The sequence below is a fragment of the Pectobacterium carotovorum genome, from assembly GCF_900129615.1.
GTDB lineage: Bacteria > Pseudomonadota > Gammaproteobacteria > Enterobacterales > Enterobacteriaceae > Pectobacterium > Pectobacterium carotovorum.
This window is the reverse complement of record NZ_FQWI01000004.1, coordinates 120,261-135,984: the sequence shown is the minus strand read 5'-3', so window position 1 is coordinate 135,984 and position 15,724 is coordinate 120,261. Positions and strand designations below refer to the sequence as shown.

Genomic DNA, 15,724 nt, shown 5'->3' with positions numbered 1-15,724 from the left:
GTGCCTTCGACGTTCATGCCCGCTGTCCGGACCACCAGCGACGCGTTCCCGACGCGGCGCTGGCTTTCACGGCATCCATGCCGTTCATCCGGTGGTCATGTTCGTCTCTGCGTGATTCTTTACGCGCGTAACATCATAAAAATGAAAAGATTAAATCCAGAATGTTGTCGTTTGTTCTGGAAATTCATTCGTTTTAGAGGGGGCATGTAGCGGAAGTTATTGGGATTGTGGCGTAAAGAAAAAACCGGCATAGCGTATTGCCGGTTTTTTGTTATTTGACGACGGGTTAGCTAGCAGCGTGGGAGATTTTACTACCCAGTTTTTGCACATCCTGGCCAAAGCCGCGCGTGGTGTTACAGCCGCTCAATGCTGCCGTGACCAGCAGCGCTACTACGATTGTTGTTATACGTTTCATCATCGTTACCCGCAGGTGGTTGATAAACAGGTGTGATAAGTCGTGCGTGATAGGTTTCTACTGTGTCATAACCGCAGGTGAAAATTCAATCCTCGAGATCCCTGAACCAGCTGATATTGTTTGAGATTATGTTGCGGCTTATGTGTAGTTGCTTAGAGCGGAATCTGGCTCTGTTGCTGCACAGATGTGATTACCAAGGGATACTGGCTGAGTTTTTCAATTGCATTAATTAAATTAATGTCCTGATTTTACCCAGGATGCATTTATGGAATGGATGCCATCATGACGGATACCTTGAGATTTTTTCTGAATAAAGATCTTCACATTTATGCCGAAAATAGTCGTAACCCTCCCTCTTTCCAGTAAAGACTCATGAAAATCTCAACACGACTCGGTTCCGGTTTTGGCACGTTAATTATTTTCTTCTCCGTGTGCATAGTGGTTGCCATTCATTCGTTGTATCAGGCAAAAAGCACCCTTGAATCCGTGGTTCAGGGGGATATGCAAAAAACAAAACTGATCACAGACCTGACGCTTATTCAGCGCGACATGGCGATAACAGTAAGAAATCTTGCGTTATTTACCGATGAAAAAGGTATTGAGGAGCAATCTGCTCGGCTCGAAAAATTAAAGCAACGGTTCACTGACAGCAGTACGCTGCTGGGGCAGATGATTGATCGGTCTACTAATAGCACCGAATTTAAAGCATTCGAATTGATAGAGAACAGCGAAAAAAATGCGCTGGATTCGTTCAGCAACACGATCCCCATAGCTTTAGGGAAAGATAATGCAGCCACAGTGAAGTTTCTTCTGGAGACCGTAAGGCCGGCTCAGGTTCCTCTGATTGACGGGCTGACCCTCATGGGCCAGGAGCTCACTCAACGGTCTGATGATGCTGTCGCAAAAAACAGTAAAACGACTGAACATGCTTACATCATCTTACTGGTGCTGTTAGCCATCGCAGTGGTGTTTGGCTTGTCCACCAGTATTTATCTGATTCGTAAACTGATGAGTGAACTCGGTGGAGAACCTGCCGACGCACAGCGTCTCGCTTATAGTATTTCACAAGGAAATCTGTCCTCAGCCGTTCAACTGCGAAAAAATGATACCCGCAGCCTGATGGCCTCGCTATCTGGAATGCAGGAGCGGCTTCGTGGCATCGTCTCAGATATTAAGGATGGCTCCGCTTCTGTTGCGCTGTCATCAGATGAAATCTCAAAGGGTAACAATGAGCTGGCTTCTCGCACTGAAGAGCAGGCGGCTGCACTTCAGCAGACGGCGGCAAGTATGGAGCAGTTGACGACCGCTGTTCAGAGTAACAGCGCAATGGCCAGGCAGACGGCTAACGCAGCAAGGGATACGGCTTTACTGGTAAAAAATGGCGAAAAGGACGTCAGACGCATGTCGGATACCATGGGCGGTATTTCGCAAAGTGCCTCTAAGGTGAGAGACATTACCTCGGTCATCGAGAGTATTGCATTTCAGACCAACATCCTTGCGCTCAACGCTGCGGTAGAAGCCGCGCGTGCCGGTGAAAGCGGACGTGGGTTTGCTGTGGTGGCATCAGAAGTCAGGACCCTGGCGCAACGTAGTTCCACGGCGGCAAAAGATATCAAGTCACTGATAGAGCAGACGGTGAGTCAGGTTGAATGCGGCGTGATGGTGGCCAATGAAACCGGCCAAAACAGTATGAAAGTCATTAATTTGGTTGAAGATCTCGCCACATCAATGGATGGCATAGCCCTGTCGTCGGCTGAGCAGATGCAGGGGATCTCCCAGGTGAGTGTGGCCGTGAGCCAGATGGATGGGGTGACACAGAACAACTCTGCATTAGTGGAGGAGTCGTCAACCGCCTCTCAGTCACTTTCTGAACAGGCTCAGAGTCTGCGCCTCATCGTGGAGACATTCAGGCTGTGAATAAATAACGCTTTTAAGTCATCACCCAAAAGGAGAAATAGGGTGGGAAGCGGTGGGCAGGTTTTTCAGAGAAAACGTGCCCACTGAGTTATCGTTACTCTTCCGCCAGAAACAGCTCCAGCAGGGAGTTCAGAAACAGTTTGCCGTGTTCGGTGATTTGCCAGTGCGTGGCGGTTTCCGTCAGATAGCCTTGCGCCAGTGCCAGATCCAACTGCGGGCGGATGCAGTGCTCGTCCAGACCGGTGTACGCCGTGAAATCCGCGCGCGGAGCGGCTTCCAGCAGGCGAAAGCGGTTCATGAAAAACTCAAAAGGCCGATCGTCGTTGGCGACGTCGTGCTGTTTATCCAGATACGTACCCTGCATATAGCCACGCGGATGGCGGACTTTGACTGTGCGCAGAATGCGGCCGTCGCTGAAGGTCAGCTTGCCGTGTGCCCCACAGCCAATCCCCAAATAGTCACCGAAACGCCAGTAGTTCAGGTTGTGCTGACACTGGTAGCCCGGTTTGGCATAGGCGGAGGTTTCATATTGCTGGTAGCCCGCTGCACTCAGTAACGCGTGGCCCTGCTCGTAGATGTCCCACAGCGCGTCGTCGTCCGGCAGCGTAGGCGGGCGCGAACTAAACAGTGTATTGGGCTCGATAGTCAACTGATACCACGATAAATGCGGCGGATTGAGCGCAATGGCCTGACGCAGGTCGTCCAACGCTTCGTCCAGTGATTGATCCGGCAAGCCGTGCATCAGGTCCAGATTAAAGCTGCGTAATTCCAGACCGGTCGCCAGGTGCGCGGCGCGTCTGGCTTCGTCTGGGCCGTGAATACGCCCTAAGCGCGTCAGCTTCTGTGGATCGAAACTCTGAACGCCGATGGAGATACGGTTAATGCCCGCGCGCTGATAGCCGCTGAAACGGTCGGCTTCAACCGTACCGGGATTGGCTTCCATCGTAATTTCGGCATCCGGTGTTAGCGGAATTCTCGCCCGCACGCCGTCGAGCAGCGCCTGCATCGCTTCCGCGCTCAGCAGGCTTGGCGTGCCGCCGCCGATAAAGATCGAGTGCAGTTCACGACCGCTCGCCAGCGGCAAATCAGCATCCAGATCCGCCAGCAGATGATCGACATATTCCTGATGCGGCACGTCGCCTTTCAGCGCGTGAGAATTGAAGTCGCAATACGGACATTTCTGTACGCACCACGGAATATGAATGTACAGGCTGAGCGGGGGAAGCTTAAGCATTGCGTAGCGCATCCAGCAACAGGCGCAGCGCCTGGCCGCGGTGAGACTGCGCGTTCTTCTCTTCACGCGTCAGTTCCGCCGCTGTTTTACCCAACTCTGGCACGAAGAAGATCGGGTCATAGCCGAAGCCACCGCTACCTGCGGCTTCATGCGTCAGCACACCTTGCCAGCTACCGTGGCAGACAATCGGCGTCGGGTCTTCCGCGTGGCGCAGATACACCAGCACGCAGTGGAAGCTGGCACGGCGCTGTTCGTCCGGCACGTCTTTTAGTGTCAGCAGCAGCTTATCCAGATTTTGCTGGTCGCTGGCATCCACACCCGCGTAGCGTGCCGAGTAAATGCCCGGTGCGCCGCCCAGTGCATCGACAGCCAGACCGGAATCATCGGCAATCGCTGGCAATCCCGTGATTTGTGCCGCATGACGTGCTTTCAGGATGGCGTTTTCGATAAAGGTCAGGCCGGTTTCTTCGGCGGAATCCACACCTAGCTCAGTCTGAGCGACAATATCCAGACCGAAATCGGCCAGCAAGCTGGCGAGCTCGCGCACTTTACCGGGGTTTCCGGTAGCCAAAACCACTTTTTGCATCGTCTTGTCCTGCGTATTTATTCAATCGTGTTTATTCAATGAAGCCCGCGACGTCAGCCGGGATGTGTTGCGGATGGGTAATTCTAATCTGTTTATGCCGTCCGAGTTCGCCTTTTTCAATCACGACCAGACTCTTGGCGACTCGAAACTGTTTGGCGAGGAATTTAGTCAGATGGGCATTGGCCTGCCCATCAACTGGCGGAGCGGTGATGGCGACTTTCAGTTCGTCGCCATGCAAACCCACGATCTGATCCCGGCTGGCTTTCGGCTGAATATACAGCCGAATCACCAGCGCATCGCCGTGGCGGGTAATAGCACTCACAGCAGGAACCACAGCCCCGGGAACAGGTCCATGCCCAGATAGTTGAGCATATACAGAATCAGAATCACCGCCATCGCGGAGAAATCGATGCCGCCCATAACCGGAATAATGCGGCGGAGCGGCGCCATCAGCGGTTCGGTCAACTGATGCAACAGATACTCGATGGGGCTACGGCCCTGGCTGACCCAGCTCATAATCGAACGGATGATGATGACCCAGAAAACCAGATAGCCCGCGGATTTAATTAGCGAAATGAGCCCGACCAGCAGGTTCATTGGGCTAAGGGAAATCGCGCCAACCTGAATCAACAGCAGTAACGGGTATTTGATCGTCGTGAGAATAAAGGCCAGCAGCAGCGAGGCGCTGTCAATCGGCCCCAGCGACGGCAGAATGCGGCGTAGCGGCCCGACAATCGGCTGGGTGATTTTGACGACAAACTGCGACAGCGGGTTATAGAAATCGCTGCGTGACCACTGCATCCAGATGCGTAGCAGCAGGACCATTACATAGAGGTCGACCAGCGTTTTGACCAGAAAAGTCAGCGTGAGCATAAGTACGTCTTTTCCTTAATAAGATAAAGAATCGGGGAACCCGCTTTGGTTAAAAAAGCGTTTCCATTTCCTGTGCGCGAGCAATTGCCGCCTGCATGGCTTCAGCCACGGTTTGCGTCAACTGCTGTTCGTTAAATACCCGCAGGGCTTCTGCCGTGGTACCGCCCTTGGACGTCACATTTTCCCGCAGGGTCGATAGCGGCGTATCGGGATTGGCTTCAACCAGTGCGGCAGCGCCGGACGCGGCCTGTTGCACCAGTAGGCGAGCCGTTTCCTGGCTGAACCCCTGACGAATGGCTTCCTGCTGCATCGCTTCCATAAACAGGAAGAAATAGGCCGGTGCGCTGCCCGCTGCGGCGATCACGCTGTTAATACCTTGTTCGCTCTCCACCCAGCAAATTTTACCGACGCTCTGCATCAGCTGTGCGGTGAAGTTTTTATCTGCCTGACTGACGGAGGCGGGGGCATACATCCCGCTCATGCCTTTGCCGACCAGAGACGGCGTGTTTGGCATAATTCGCACGATATTCAGTGGCTCGCCCAGCAGTGCCTGGAAACGGACGATGTTGATGCCTGCCGCAATCGAAAGCACCAACTTACCGCTGAAGTTGACCTGTTCACGTAGCGGTTCGCAAACCGTTGCCATCATCTGCGGCTTGACGGCCAGCACAATGACGTCCGCTTCCTGAGCGCAACGTACATTGTCCGCGCTGCTGATCACGCCATACTGTGCAGCCAGCGCATCGCGGTTTTTACCCGAAGGGGCGCAGACGCTGATGTGTTGAGCGGGATAACCGCCGTTGACCAATCCGGCGATAATGGCCTGCGCCATATTCCCGGCACCAATAAACGCTATTTTACGTTGCTGCATCTGCATTATCGCTGATCACCTGTTCCGTTTGTATTCTGTCAAAGATGACGTGCCGTTCAGGGCGTGCCTTGCTGTTGATTCGTTTTTGACTGACTGTTTATACGCTTTTTGCTGAATAGTCTCGCGCACCAAAAATTGCCGTACCAATGCGCACCAATGTGCTGCCTGCGGTAATCGCCGCGCGCATGTCGTCCGTCATCCCCATAGAAAGTGTATCAATATGCGGATGATTTGCAGACAACGTTTGGAACAGCACGGCCATTTGCTTGAAAGCAGCAAGCTGCTGCTCATAATCGGTTTCCGGTGCCGGAATTGCCATCAGGCCACGCAGGCGCAGGTTGGGCAGTGCGACGACGCTGGCGGCGAGTTCCGCGAGTTCATCGACCATAATGCCGGATTTGCTCGGTTCACCGCTGATATTAATCTGCAACAGAACGTTTAACGGCGGCAAGGTGGCCGGACGTTGTTCACTCAGACGTTGCGCAATGCGCAGGCGATCCACGGTGTGAAACCAGTCAAAATTCTCAGCCACCAGTCGACTTTTATTTGACTGTAGCGGGCCGATAAAGTGCCACTCCAACGGCGTGTCCGGGTGGTTTTCCTGGAAATAATGGATCTTCTCCACGCCTTCCTGAACATAGTTCTCGCCAAACGCCCGTTGCCCTGCCGCGATGGCTTCTTCGATCGCGCTCACAGGTTTGGTTTTACTGACTGCAAGTAGCGTAATTTCTTCTGGTGCCCGCGCGCAATGCGCCGCAGCGGTGGCGATTTGCTGCCGGATGTCCTGTAGATTCTGCTGGATTGTCGTCATGGTTATTCAGGAGGTTAATCTATGGAGTTGGATGAGTGGATGGCGCGTAGTGTAAAACATAATGCCTCGGATCTGCACCTTTGTAGCGGTCATCCGCCGGTGTTACGTGTGGACGGGCGGCTACAGCCTGAAAATACCTTACCACGTTTAACACCGGATCAGGTGGCACAATGGTGCGATGCCTGGCTTGAACCGGCTCAGCGCGAGCAACTGCGGCAGGCTGGTCAGGTGGATGGGGCATTAATGCTGCCCGATGGACAACGCCTGCGGGTGAATGTGTTTCGCCAGCGGGAAGGGTTGTCTGTGGCGTTGCGTGTTATCCCGTCCGTTCAACCTTCATTGCATGCGCTACATGCGCCACCCGTTTTCTCGACGCTGCTGGAGAAACCGAACGGACTGATCCTGATTACCGGGGCGACGGGGAGCGGCAAATCCACGACGCTGGCGGCCATGCTTGGGGCGTTAAACGATCGCTGCGATCGCCATGTGATTACGCTGGAGGACCCGATCGAGTTTATCCATACCAACCGACGCTGCCTGATTCAACAGCGGGAGATCGGTGCGCACAGCGCGTCGTTTGCACAGGCGCTACGGGCTGCATTGCGGGAGGATCCCGATGTCATTCTGCTGGGAGAACTGCGCGATACGGAGACGATTCGGCTGGCGCTGACGGCGGCGGAAACCGGCCATCTGGTGTTGTCGACGCTGCATACCCGTAGCGCATCGCAGGCGGTCGATCGTTTGATTGACGTTTTTCCTGGTGAAGAGAAAGCCTATGTTCGCAGCCAGTTAGCCACCTGTTTGCAGGCAGTGGTGACGCAAAAACTCTTGCCTGCGGAGCAAGGGGGGCGAATCGCGCTTTATGAAGTGCTGACCGCCACCGCGGCGGTCAGTAACCTGATTCGGGAAGGGAAAACGCACCAGCTTCCCGGCCTGATTCAGACGGGAACCGCTGCGGGAATGCAAACGTTTGAGCAAAGCTACCAGCAGCGCTGTCGGGATGGGCTTATTTCACACAGTTGCGACCTTGCCGTTTAGCGGCATAAAGGTTTTCATCGGCTAACTGAATCCACTCCTCAACGGAGGCAAGATCGGAACGGTAGGCGGCAATGCCAGCGCTGATCGTGAAATGCAGATTCTGGCGATCGTATTCCAGCGTATGCTGCTCAATCGCTTGTCGAATACGCTCAATCGTTACCACCGCCGTTTGATAAGAGACCTCTTTTAATAGAATGATGAATTCTTCACCCCCAAGCCGGGCGACCAGATCTTCCTGACGCAGCGACATGCGCATGAGCATCGCCAGCTCTTTGAGGACGGCATCGCCAGCCAGATGGCCGTATTGATCGTTAATGTTTTTGAACAAATCGATATCGATGATCGCCAGACAGCCTTTGTCCGTGTGCTGGCTTTGCTGCTTGAGGAGGAAAAAGGCGCTGGCCTGTTCGAAGAAGCTGCTGCGATTCGGCAGTCCGGTAAGAAAATCATGTCCCGCGTTAAAGCGCAGAGACGCTTCTATCTGCGTGCGTTCATCCTCAAGCGAACGCGCATGAATAATGATGCCGAGCGTTTTCACCAGCGGTGCCAGTAGTTCGATCATCGTTTGATCGTAACCTTCCCGGCGGTTAGCCAGTGCGATCATCCCGATCGCTTTACCGTTGTGGGTAATCGGAATCCCAAGCAGGGAATATAGCGCGGGATGGATAGGCGGAAGGTCTCGGCCAGCCTTTTGCCTCAGCAGGTTATTGGTGCACACCACCGTATTGTGGGTCACCACGTGGCCAAACAGATTATCCAGTTTACGGAGCCTCAGGCCGCCGTGGGTTCTGCGCTGGTGCCTGTACCAGTTCAGGGTTTCTTCATCCCAGGCAAGGTTGGAGATTGCGGGAAGATAGAGCGACTGGCCGTTTTCATCTTCCTGCAATGTGGCAATGAAGCCGAAGGTGCTGTTGGTGACGCTCAGCAGCCGCTCAAAGACTTTATCGCAGGCGGAAGGCAGATTGTGGTCGAGCAGAAAGCTGTCGTGGACTGACAGCAGGATATCGAGAATGATGCCTTGCTGATGGGCTCTCTTTTCGGTTTCGACGTTTTGCGTGATGTTGTGAGCATATTTAATGATTTTTCTCACATTACCGTCGCTATCCATAACCGGACTGTAGGTCGCCTGTATCCAGAATGAATGGCTGTCTTTGCCCAACTGGTGGAAGCGCCCGCTGATAGGGTGACCGCGATGCAAGGTTTCCCAGAATGTTTGATAGTCGGCTTGTTCGGTATAAAGAGGATCGCAGAGTGACTTGTGGTGCAGGCCGAGAATTTCCTTCCCTTCGTAGCCCGTCAGCATCAGATAGTGTTTATTGACGTGAGTAATATAGCCGTCTTTATCAAACTCGATCACGCCTTGCGAATTTTCAATCGCGTCTAACTGTGCCCGGTGCTCCGACATCAGACGCTTTTCCTGAGTAATATCAAGCGCCAGTTTTATGACGCCAACGCGGCGACCTGAATGATCAATAATGGGCGTATAGGCGGCGTGGAGCCAAATGATGTCTCCTTTTTGGGTTTTCCGTTGGAATTCCCCTGCGTTAATATTCCCTTTAATTACATCGTGCCAGAAATGCTCATGTTTTTGACGCTGTGCTTCTGGCAGAAAAAGCGTGTGGTTTTTCTGAATAATGTCTTCTTTTTTGTAGCCCAGCATTTTGCAAAAAAGAGGATTGGCTTCAATCAATTTCCCTGCCAGGTCGAATTCGGCGATGGCATAAACGGAATTGAGCGCGTGCAGTTTGGCTTCATTGTCAAACCTGGTAATCAAATCAACATCAACTGACTGATTATTCATGTTTATATTTGCCTATATTCTTTCTGTCTTTACCCTTGATTCGCTGTTGTCAGAGGCATTCGTTTTATCATGAAGCCATCTGTGATGTTATCGGGCGATCGACCGTCTCCCTTTTTTACGCGAAAATCAATGGAGTGAATTAATAAAATAGCCTGCTATTAATTAATTTAATAAATATTATATTAACAGGTAATTAATAACCTAGAACGCATGATGAATATTACCAATAAGAGATGTCTCTCATTGTCTTTTTATTCAATGTATTTCCGTAATTGATTTTGCCGTTTTTACGCGGAAACTCTATTTATACGCTTATGTGTAAAAACAGAGAATAGCGGTAAAAAAATAATACTCAAATTATCTGAAAGTATACCTATGAAATAGGTGTGTGAAGAGGGAAGAGGGTTCCTGCCTTCTGTCATTATTTATTCGATTTTTGAGAGGATATGCGGCGTAAATAGGGCGTGGGCGATTCAGCGGAAGGCCTGTGATCGGCGTTGGGCTGACCACAGGCGGTGTAATACATCTGTAAATTAGGAAAGGCGAGGGTCTACCTGAAATAGCGCCATAGACCGCATCAACTGCTGGGACTGCTGCTCCAGCGACTGCGTCGTCGCGGATGAGGCTTTGACGAGCTGTGCGTTGTGCTGAGCGACCTTATCGATCTGTGTGAAGGCGACGTTAACCTGCTCAATACCGCGATGCTGTTCTTGCGTGGCGGTGGAAATGTCTCGCATCAGCTGTGTAATACGGATGATTTCGTCGGTCACTTCGTCCATGGTTTCACCCGCTTTAGAGGCTAATTGAAGCCCTTCGGACACGCGCGTTTGGGAATCTAGAATCAATGCACGGATCTCTTTCGCCGCTTGTGCGCTATGCTGCGCCAGATTACGCACTTCTCCGGCGACGACAGCAAAGCCTCTACCTTGTTCGCCTGCGCGCGCTGACTCGACGGAAGCGTTCAGCGCCAGAATGTTAGTCTGGAACGCGATGCCGTCAATAACGCTGAGAATGTCATTAATGCGTTTGGCGCTGGTGGCGATCTCCTGCATTTTTTCAATGACGTAACAGACGGACTCGTTGCTGCGGCTGCTGGTGTTCGAGACGTTATTGGCGAGCTGATGTGCGAGTTCTGCGCGATCGGCATTAAGTTTCACCGTCGCGCTCAGTTGCTCCATGCTCGCTGCGGTCTGTTCCAGTGCAGCAACGGATTCCTCGGTGCGTTGGGAAAGCTGAGCGTTTTCTTCAAACAGTTCGCGGCTACCTAGATCGATTTGCGTGCTGGCATCGCGCACCTGGCTAACCGACTCCAGCAGCGCCCCTTGCATACGGCCGATGGCATCATTGAGCCGCCCCAGTTCGTTGTTTCCGCCTTGAATCAGGCGGCGTGTCAGATTACCGCTAGCAACCTGCTCCAACTGCTCAATGGCATAGTCCAGCGGTTTGAGCAGCATGTGACGCAGTGCGACCCAGGCTAATACCACCAGCGTGATAGATAACAGGCTGGCAATGGCAATGAGCAGCAGCATGATGCGCTCATTGCGCTCGGACTGTGCCAGACCCTGTTCGGAAAGCTGCTGAGCATACTGTCGGAAATTCTGGATCGACAAATCAAAGGCCTCACTCAGCGGGCCGAGCTGTTTTTCCAGAACTTCATAGTATTCGTCGGTATACTGTTTTTGCAGTGCGCTCAGCATCGGCGTCATGCCCTGCTGAAAATAGGCCTGATAGGTTTTCAATACGTCCTGCGCCAGCGCCTGCTGTTTGGGATCGGCATTGGCTGATTTGATCACGCGTTCAATGTCTTCCTGCGATTGGCGCAGATGTTTCTCGACGACCCCGGTTTCCTTGGCGCCGTCGTCCAGCAGGCCAATTTCGATCTTCCTGACGGCGAGCGTTGCCGAGGCTCTTGCGCTGAGCGTCTGGTTATAGCCGCTCATCAGGTTGCCGAGCTCAATGCCCTGAATCTGATTTTGTGCTGTCAGCGTTTCCCTGTCTTTCTTAATGGCGACTACGCCCATGCTGCTGACGATAAGCAGCAACAGGGTGGTTAGCAGCAATAACGTTAATAAGCCGGTACGAATAGAAATATTTTTCAACCCCATGGTGTCCTTTTCCTTACGCCGCCTTCGTGGGTGATAACCTAGTCATCATTGGATGTGGTGTGTGCAATGGAAGAGAATACGTCATCTGTGTTGCGGTGAGATAAAATTAAAAAGATATGGCAGGCGTAAAAAGGGTCAGGCAAGAAGGGCGTAGTCGAGAGCTCCCCGCAACACAAAGGGTATAAATAATTAGCCGTAGCGTTTACGCCTGGTTTATTATCTGTTAATAGCGTTGGTTTTTCAGGGGCGTACTCAATACGCCAGTCAATGATACCCAGAGGTATCCGAGGTTTATGTGCAGTTAACAAGTTTTACGGATTATGGTTTGCGGGCGCTGATTTACATGGCATCGCTGCCGGGCGGGAAAATGACCAGCATTTCGGAAGTAACAGAAGTGTATGGCGTGTCCCGTAATCATATGGTCAAAATTATCAATCAACTTAGTCGTGCTGGGTTGGTGATGGCCGTGCGCGGCAAAAATGGCGGTATCCGTCTTGGAAAACCGGCCGAAACCATCCGAATTGGCGATGTCGTGCGCGAATTGGAGCCGCTCACGCTGGTTAACTGTAGCCATGAGTTTTGCCACATTACGCCAGCCTGTCGCTTAAAGCAGGTGCTTCAACAGGCGGTACAAAATTTCCTGCATGAGCTGGATCAATACACACTGGCTGATATGGTCAAAGAAAACCCGCCGCTTTATAAATTATTGTTGGTTGAATGAGTTTTGTTCAGCCTCCTGCTGATGACAACGGAGGAACCGCAATGTCACAAGATCCATTCCTGGAACGAGAAGCAGAAAAATACGAATCCCCCATCCCCAGTCGTGAATATATTTTGGCGCACATCGCCAAGCGCGATACCCCGATTAGCCGAGAAGAATTAGCCGCCGACCTGCAATTAACCGGAGAAGAAGCACTCGAAGCGCTGCGTCGCCGCCTGCGTGCGATGGAGCGTGATGGTCAGCTTATCTTTACCCGCCGTCAGTGCTATGCGTTGCCGGAAAAGCTCGATCTGCTGCGCGGTACGGTCATTGGCCACCGCGATGGTTTCGGCTTCCTGCGCGTGGAAGGCCGCAAAGACGATCTTTATCTGTCGGCTGAAGAGATGAAACGGACGATTCACGGCGATGTGGCGTTGGCACAGCCGCTGGGTGCGGATCGTAAAGGACGTCGTGAAGGGCGCATTGTGCGTGTGCTGGAACCGCGTACCGGACAAATTGTCGGCCGCTATTTTGTCGATGCCGGTGTCGGGTTCGTCGTACCGGATGATAGCCGCCTGAGCTTCGATATTCTGATCCCGAAAGAAGAAATTAACGGCGCTCGCATGGGCTTCGTGGTGGTAGTTGAGCTGACGCAACGCGCCACGCGCCGCACGAAAGCGGTGGGTAAAATCGTCGAGATCCTCGGTGACAACATGGGCACCGGGTTGGCGGTGGATATCGCCCTGCGTACTCATGATATTCCGCACACCTGGCCACCTAAAGTGGAAGAGCAGGTAAAAGATCTCTCCGAAGAGGTGCCGGAAGCCGCGAAAAAAGGCCGTGTGGATCTGCGTAAGCTGCCGCTGGTCACCATTGACGGCGAAGATGCTCGCGATTTCGATGACGCGGTGCATTGTGAACCGAAACGTGGCGGTGGCTGGCGCTTATGGGTTGCGATTGCGGACGTGAGCTATTACGTCCGGCCGAATACGCCGCTCGACCATGAAGCGCGGGCGCGTGGCACCTCGGTCTACTTCCCGTCGCAGGTGGTGCCGATGCTGCCGGAAGTGCTGTCGAACGGACTCTGTTCGCTTAACCCGCAGGTCGATCGCCTGTGTATGGTCTGTGAAATGACCGTCTCGGCGCAGGGTAAGCTGTCGTCCTATAAGTTCTATGAAGCGGTGATGAGTTCGCATGCGCGCCTGACCTACACTAAAGTGTGGCATATTCTGCAAGGCGACGCCGAGCTGCGCGAGCACTACAAGCCGCTGGTCGGTGGATTGGAAGAGCTGCACCGCATGTACAAGGCGCTTGAACACGCGCGTGAAGTGCGTGGCGGCATCGCGTTTGAAACGGAAGAAGCGAAGTTCATTTTCAACGCTGAACGCCGTATCGAGCGTGTGGAAGCGGTGGTGCGTAATGATGCGCACAAGCTGATCGAAGAGTGCATGATTCTGGCGAATATCTCTGCCGCGAAATTTGTGGAGAAAAACGAAGAACCTGCGCTGTTCCGCGTACACGATCAGCCGAGTGAAGACCATGTCTTAGCCCTGCGTAGCGTGTTGGGTGAGCTGGGGCTGACGCTGAAAGGCGGAATGAAGCCACAGCCGAAAGATTACGCAGAATTGATGAATGAGTTGGCTGACCGTCCCGATCGGGAAATGCTGCAAACTATGCTGCTGCGTTCAATGAAGCAGGCGATTTATGACCCAGAGAACCGAGGCCACTTCGGTCTGGCATTAACGTCTTACGGCCATTTCACATCGCCGATTCGTCGTTATCCAGACCTGTCGCTACACCGCGCCATTAAGTATCTGCTGAGCGATCGTCATGAGCGCTGGACGCCAACGGGCGGCTGGCATAGCGACATTAACGAAATGCTACAGCTGGGTATGCATTGCTCGATGACGGAGCGCCGTGCGGATGAAGCGACGCGTGACGTTGCGGACTGGCTGAAATGCGACTTTATGCAGGATCACGTGGGTGAGGTCTTTACGGGGATTATCGCCAGTGTGACCGGTTTTGGCTTCTTCGTGCGCCTGAAAGATCTGTTTATCGATGGGCTGGTGCACGTTTCCACGCTGGATAATGACTACTACCGCTACGATAATATCGGACAGCGGTTGATCGGCGAATCGCGCGGGCAGGTTTATCGTCTGGGTGATGAAGTCGAAATTCGTGTTGAAGCTGTTCATATGGATGAGCGCAACATTGATTTCGCGCTGATTTCCAGCACGCGCAAGGTGCGCGGCGAAGGTAAAACGGCACGCGACCGTGTGAAGAAGCCGGATTCGCGTGAGGCCAAGCCAGCTCGACGTCGTCGCAGCGCGAGCAAAGCGCCGGCAAACTTTGAGCCGGATGCTGCATTCCGCAAAGAAGGCGATAGCAGCGCGCAGTCGGATAAGTCAAAAGCCAAGCCGAAAAAGAACCGCGATAAAGCGAAAAAGAACGCGGAAAAAACGCGTAAAATTGCCGCCGCGACGAAGGCTAAACGAGCAAAGAAGAAATCTGAGGAATAACGAACGGCTTGACGTTGTAGAGGCTTCGGTCTCTACAACCCGCAAGACGAATGTTATCTCGCTTTACACAATTTGAAGAGTATCAATGAGCGAAATTATTTACGGTATCCATGCGGTTAAGGCACTGCTTGAGCGCGATCCACAGCGTTTTCTGGAAGTTTTTGTTCTGAAAGGGCGCGACGATCGTCGCCTTCAGCCTGTGATTGCGGAACTGGAAGCGCATGGCATCGTCATTCAGGTGGCGAATCGCCAATGGCTGGATAAGCAGGCTGAAGACGCGGTGCATCAGGGGATCGTAGCGAAAGTCAAAGAAGGGCGGAAATATCAGGAAAACGATCTGCCTGCGATGTTAGACAATCTGGAAACGCCTTTCCTGCTGATCTTGGACGGCGTGACCGATCCACACAACCTGGGCGCTTGCCTGCGTAATGCGGATGGGGCTGGCGTGCACGCAGTGATTGTGCCACGCGATCGTTCCGCGCAACTGAATGCGACGGTGAAGAAGGTGGCCTGCGGTGCGGCAGAAACCGTACCGGTTATCAGCGTGACCAATTTGGCCCGTACGATGCGCCTGTTGCAGGAGCGTAATATCTGGATCGTTGGCACGGCGGGGGAAGCGGATCATACGCTGTACCAAAGCAAACTGACCGGGCCGCTGGCGCTGGTGATGGGCGCGGAAGGGGAAGGTATGCGTCGTTTGACTCGTGAACACTGCGATGAACTGATCAGTATTCCGATGGCGGGCAGCGTGTCTTCACTGAATGTGTCGGTTGCGACTGGCGTGTGTCTGTTTGAGGCTGTTCGCCAACGGGCGTAATCAGCACGGTGATTGATAGCAGCGGGGTGCCATGAGG

14 protein-coding genes are annotated in these 15,724 nt (G+C 53.1%); 5 read left to right on the top strand and 9 right to left on the bottom strand.

Features of this window, described 5'->3' with window-relative positions; all coding sequences use genetic code 11:
• Positions 1–286: 286 nt before the first annotated feature.
• Positions 287–415, bottom strand: a complete 129-nt coding sequence (locus BUB06_RS10250; RefSeq protein ID WP_010279129.1) for an entericidin A/B family lipoprotein — start codon at positions 413–415, stop codon at positions 287–289.
• Between the two features lie 372 nt (positions 416–787).
• Between BUB06_RS10250 and BUB06_RS10245 the strand changes: the two genes are divergently transcribed.
• Entirely contained in the window at positions 788–2,332 is a 1,545-nt protein-coding gene (locus tag BUB06_RS10245; protein WP_039470188.1) for a methyl-accepting chemotaxis protein, read from the top strand.
• Positions 2,333–2,426: 94 nt separating this feature from the next.
• Here BUB06_RS10245 and hemW read toward each other — a convergent pair whose 3' ends face one another.
• The 6 genes from hemW to BUB06_RS10215 all read right to left on the bottom strand — a co-directional run bounded on the left by hemW (position 2,427) and on the right by BUB06_RS10215 (position 6,707).
• Entirely contained in the window at positions 2,427–3,566 is a 1,140-nt protein-coding gene (gene hemW, locus BUB06_RS10240; protein WP_039470189.1) for a radical SAM family heme chaperone HemW, read from the bottom strand.
• Entirely contained in the window at positions 3,559–4,152 is a 594-nt protein-coding gene (locus BUB06_RS10235; protein ID WP_039470191.1) for an XTP/dITP diphosphatase, read from the bottom strand. Before BUB06_RS10235 ends, hemW begins: the two co-directional genes overlap by 8 nt.
• 31 nt (positions 4,153–4,183) lie before the next feature.
• On the bottom strand, positions 4,184–4,474 hold the full coding sequence (yggU, locus tag BUB06_RS10230; protein WP_010295005.1) for a DUF167 family protein YggU: 291 nt from the start codon (positions 4,472–4,474) through the stop codon (positions 4,184–4,186).
• On the bottom strand, positions 4,471–5,025 hold the full coding sequence (locus tag BUB06_RS10225) for a YggT family protein (RefSeq protein ID WP_010295003.1): 555 nt from the start codon (positions 5,023–5,025) through the stop codon (positions 4,471–4,473). Before BUB06_RS10225 ends, yggU begins: the two co-directional genes overlap by 4 nt.
• A 49-nt stretch (positions 5,026–5,074) precedes the next feature.
• Positions 5,075–5,896 (bottom strand): pyrroline-5-carboxylate reductase, encoded by an 822-nt coding sequence (proC, locus tag BUB06_RS10220; protein ID WP_039470981.1) that lies wholly within the window; start codon positions 5,894–5,896, stop codon positions 5,075–5,077.
• A 97-nt stretch (positions 5,897–5,993) separates the two neighbouring features.
• Positions 5,994–6,707, bottom strand: coding sequence for a YggS family pyridoxal phosphate-dependent enzyme (locus BUB06_RS10215; protein ID WP_039470192.1), 714 nt, complete (start codon positions 6,705–6,707; stop codon positions 5,994–5,996).
• Between the two features lie 21 nt (positions 6,708–6,728).
• Here BUB06_RS10215 and BUB06_RS10210 point away from each other — a divergent pair, with 21 nt between their 5' ends.
• Positions 6,729–7,745: a type IV pilus twitching motility protein PilT gene (locus tag BUB06_RS10210; protein WP_039470193.1), complete on the top strand. Its 1,017-nt coding sequence runs from the start codon at positions 6,729–6,731 to the stop codon at positions 7,743–7,745.
• Here the strand turns inward: BUB06_RS10210 and BUB06_RS10205 are convergent.
• Both BUB06_RS10205 and BUB06_RS10200 read right to left on the bottom strand, forming a co-directional pair.
• The gene (locus tag BUB06_RS10205; RefSeq protein WP_010294991.1) at positions 7,714–9,546 is read right to left on the bottom strand and encodes a sensor domain-containing diguanylate cyclase; all 1,833 of its coding nucleotides are present in this window, start codon (positions 9,544–9,546) and stop codon (positions 7,714–7,716) included. The two genes, BUB06_RS10210 and BUB06_RS10205, sit on opposite strands and share 32 nt — an antisense overlap.
• A 533-nt stretch (positions 9,547–10,079) precedes the next feature.
• Positions 10,080–11,651, bottom strand: a complete 1,572-nt coding sequence (locus BUB06_RS10200) for a methyl-accepting chemotaxis protein (RefSeq protein ID WP_039470195.1) — start codon at positions 11,649–11,651, stop codon at positions 10,080–10,082.
• Between the two features lie 295 nt (positions 11,652–11,946).
• Here BUB06_RS10200 and nsrR point away from each other — a divergent pair, with 295 nt between their 5' ends.
• The 3 genes from nsrR (at position 11,947) to rlmB (ending at position 15,687) form a co-directional block, all read left to right on the top strand.
• Entirely contained in the window at positions 11,947–12,372 is a 426-nt protein-coding gene (gene nsrR, locus BUB06_RS10195) for a nitric oxide-sensing transcriptional repressor NsrR (protein WP_010279087.1), read from the top strand.
• 41 nt (positions 12,373–12,413) lie between these two features.
• The gene (gene rnr / locus BUB06_RS10190; protein WP_039470196.1) at positions 12,414–14,870 is read left to right on the top strand and encodes a ribonuclease R; all 2,457 of its coding nucleotides are present in this window, start codon (positions 12,414–12,416) and stop codon (positions 14,868–14,870) included.
• Positions 14,871–14,955: 85 nt separating this feature from the next.
• Complete coding sequence (gene rlmB / locus BUB06_RS10185) at positions 14,956–15,687, top strand: 23S rRNA (guanosine(2251)-2'-O)-methyltransferase RlmB (protein ID WP_010294986.1); 732 nt, start codon at positions 14,956–14,958, stop codon at positions 15,685–15,687.
• Positions 15,688–15,724: the final 37 nt, after the last annotated feature.

What these genes read in the sequence shown, in the direction of transcription:
- BUB06_RS10250 (WP_010279129.1), bottom strand. Translation starts at nt 415, where the DNA reads ATGAAACGTATAACAACAATCGTAGTAGCGCTGCTGGTCACGGCAGCA.
- BUB06_RS10245 (WP_039470188.1), top strand. Translation starts at nt 788, where the DNA reads ATGAAAATCTCAACACGACTCGGTTCCGGTTTTGGCACGTTAATTATT.
- hemW (WP_039470189.1), bottom strand. Translation starts at nt 3,566, where the DNA reads ATGCTTAAGCTTCCCCCGCTCAGCCTGTACATTCATATTCCGTGGTGC.
- BUB06_RS10235 (WP_039470191.1), bottom strand. Translation starts at nt 4,152, where the DNA reads ATGCAAAAAGTGGTTTTGGCTACCGGAAACCCCGGTAAAGTGCGCGAG.
- BUB06_RS10225 (WP_010295003.1), bottom strand. Translation starts at nt 5,025, where the DNA reads ATGCTCACGCTGACTTTTCTGGTCAAAACGCTGGTCGACCTCTATGTA.
- proC (WP_039470981.1), bottom strand. Translation starts at nt 5,896, where the DNA reads ATGCAGCAACGTAAAATAGCGTTTATTGGTGCCGGGAATATGGCGCAG.
- BUB06_RS10215 (WP_039470192.1), bottom strand. Translation starts at nt 6,707, where the DNA reads ATGACGACAATCCAGCAGAATCTACAGGACATCCGGCAGCAAATCGCC.
- BUB06_RS10210 (WP_039470193.1), top strand. Translation starts at nt 6,729, where the DNA reads ATGGAGTTGGATGAGTGGATGGCGCGTAGTGTAAAACATAATGCCTCG.
- BUB06_RS10205 (WP_010294991.1), bottom strand. Translation starts at nt 9,546, where the DNA reads ATGAATAATCAGTCAGTTGATGTTGATTTGATTACCAGGTTTGACAAT.
- BUB06_RS10200 (WP_039470195.1), bottom strand. Translation starts at nt 11,651, where the DNA reads ATGGGGTTGAAAAATATTTCTATTCGTACCGGCTTATTAACGTTATTG.
- rnr (WP_039470196.1), top strand. Translation starts at nt 12,414, where the DNA reads ATGTCACAAGATCCATTCCTGGAACGAGAAGCAGAAAAATACGAATCC.
- rlmB (WP_010294986.1), top strand. Translation starts at nt 14,956, where the DNA reads ATGAGCGAAATTATTTACGGTATCCATGCGGTTAAGGCACTGCTTGAG.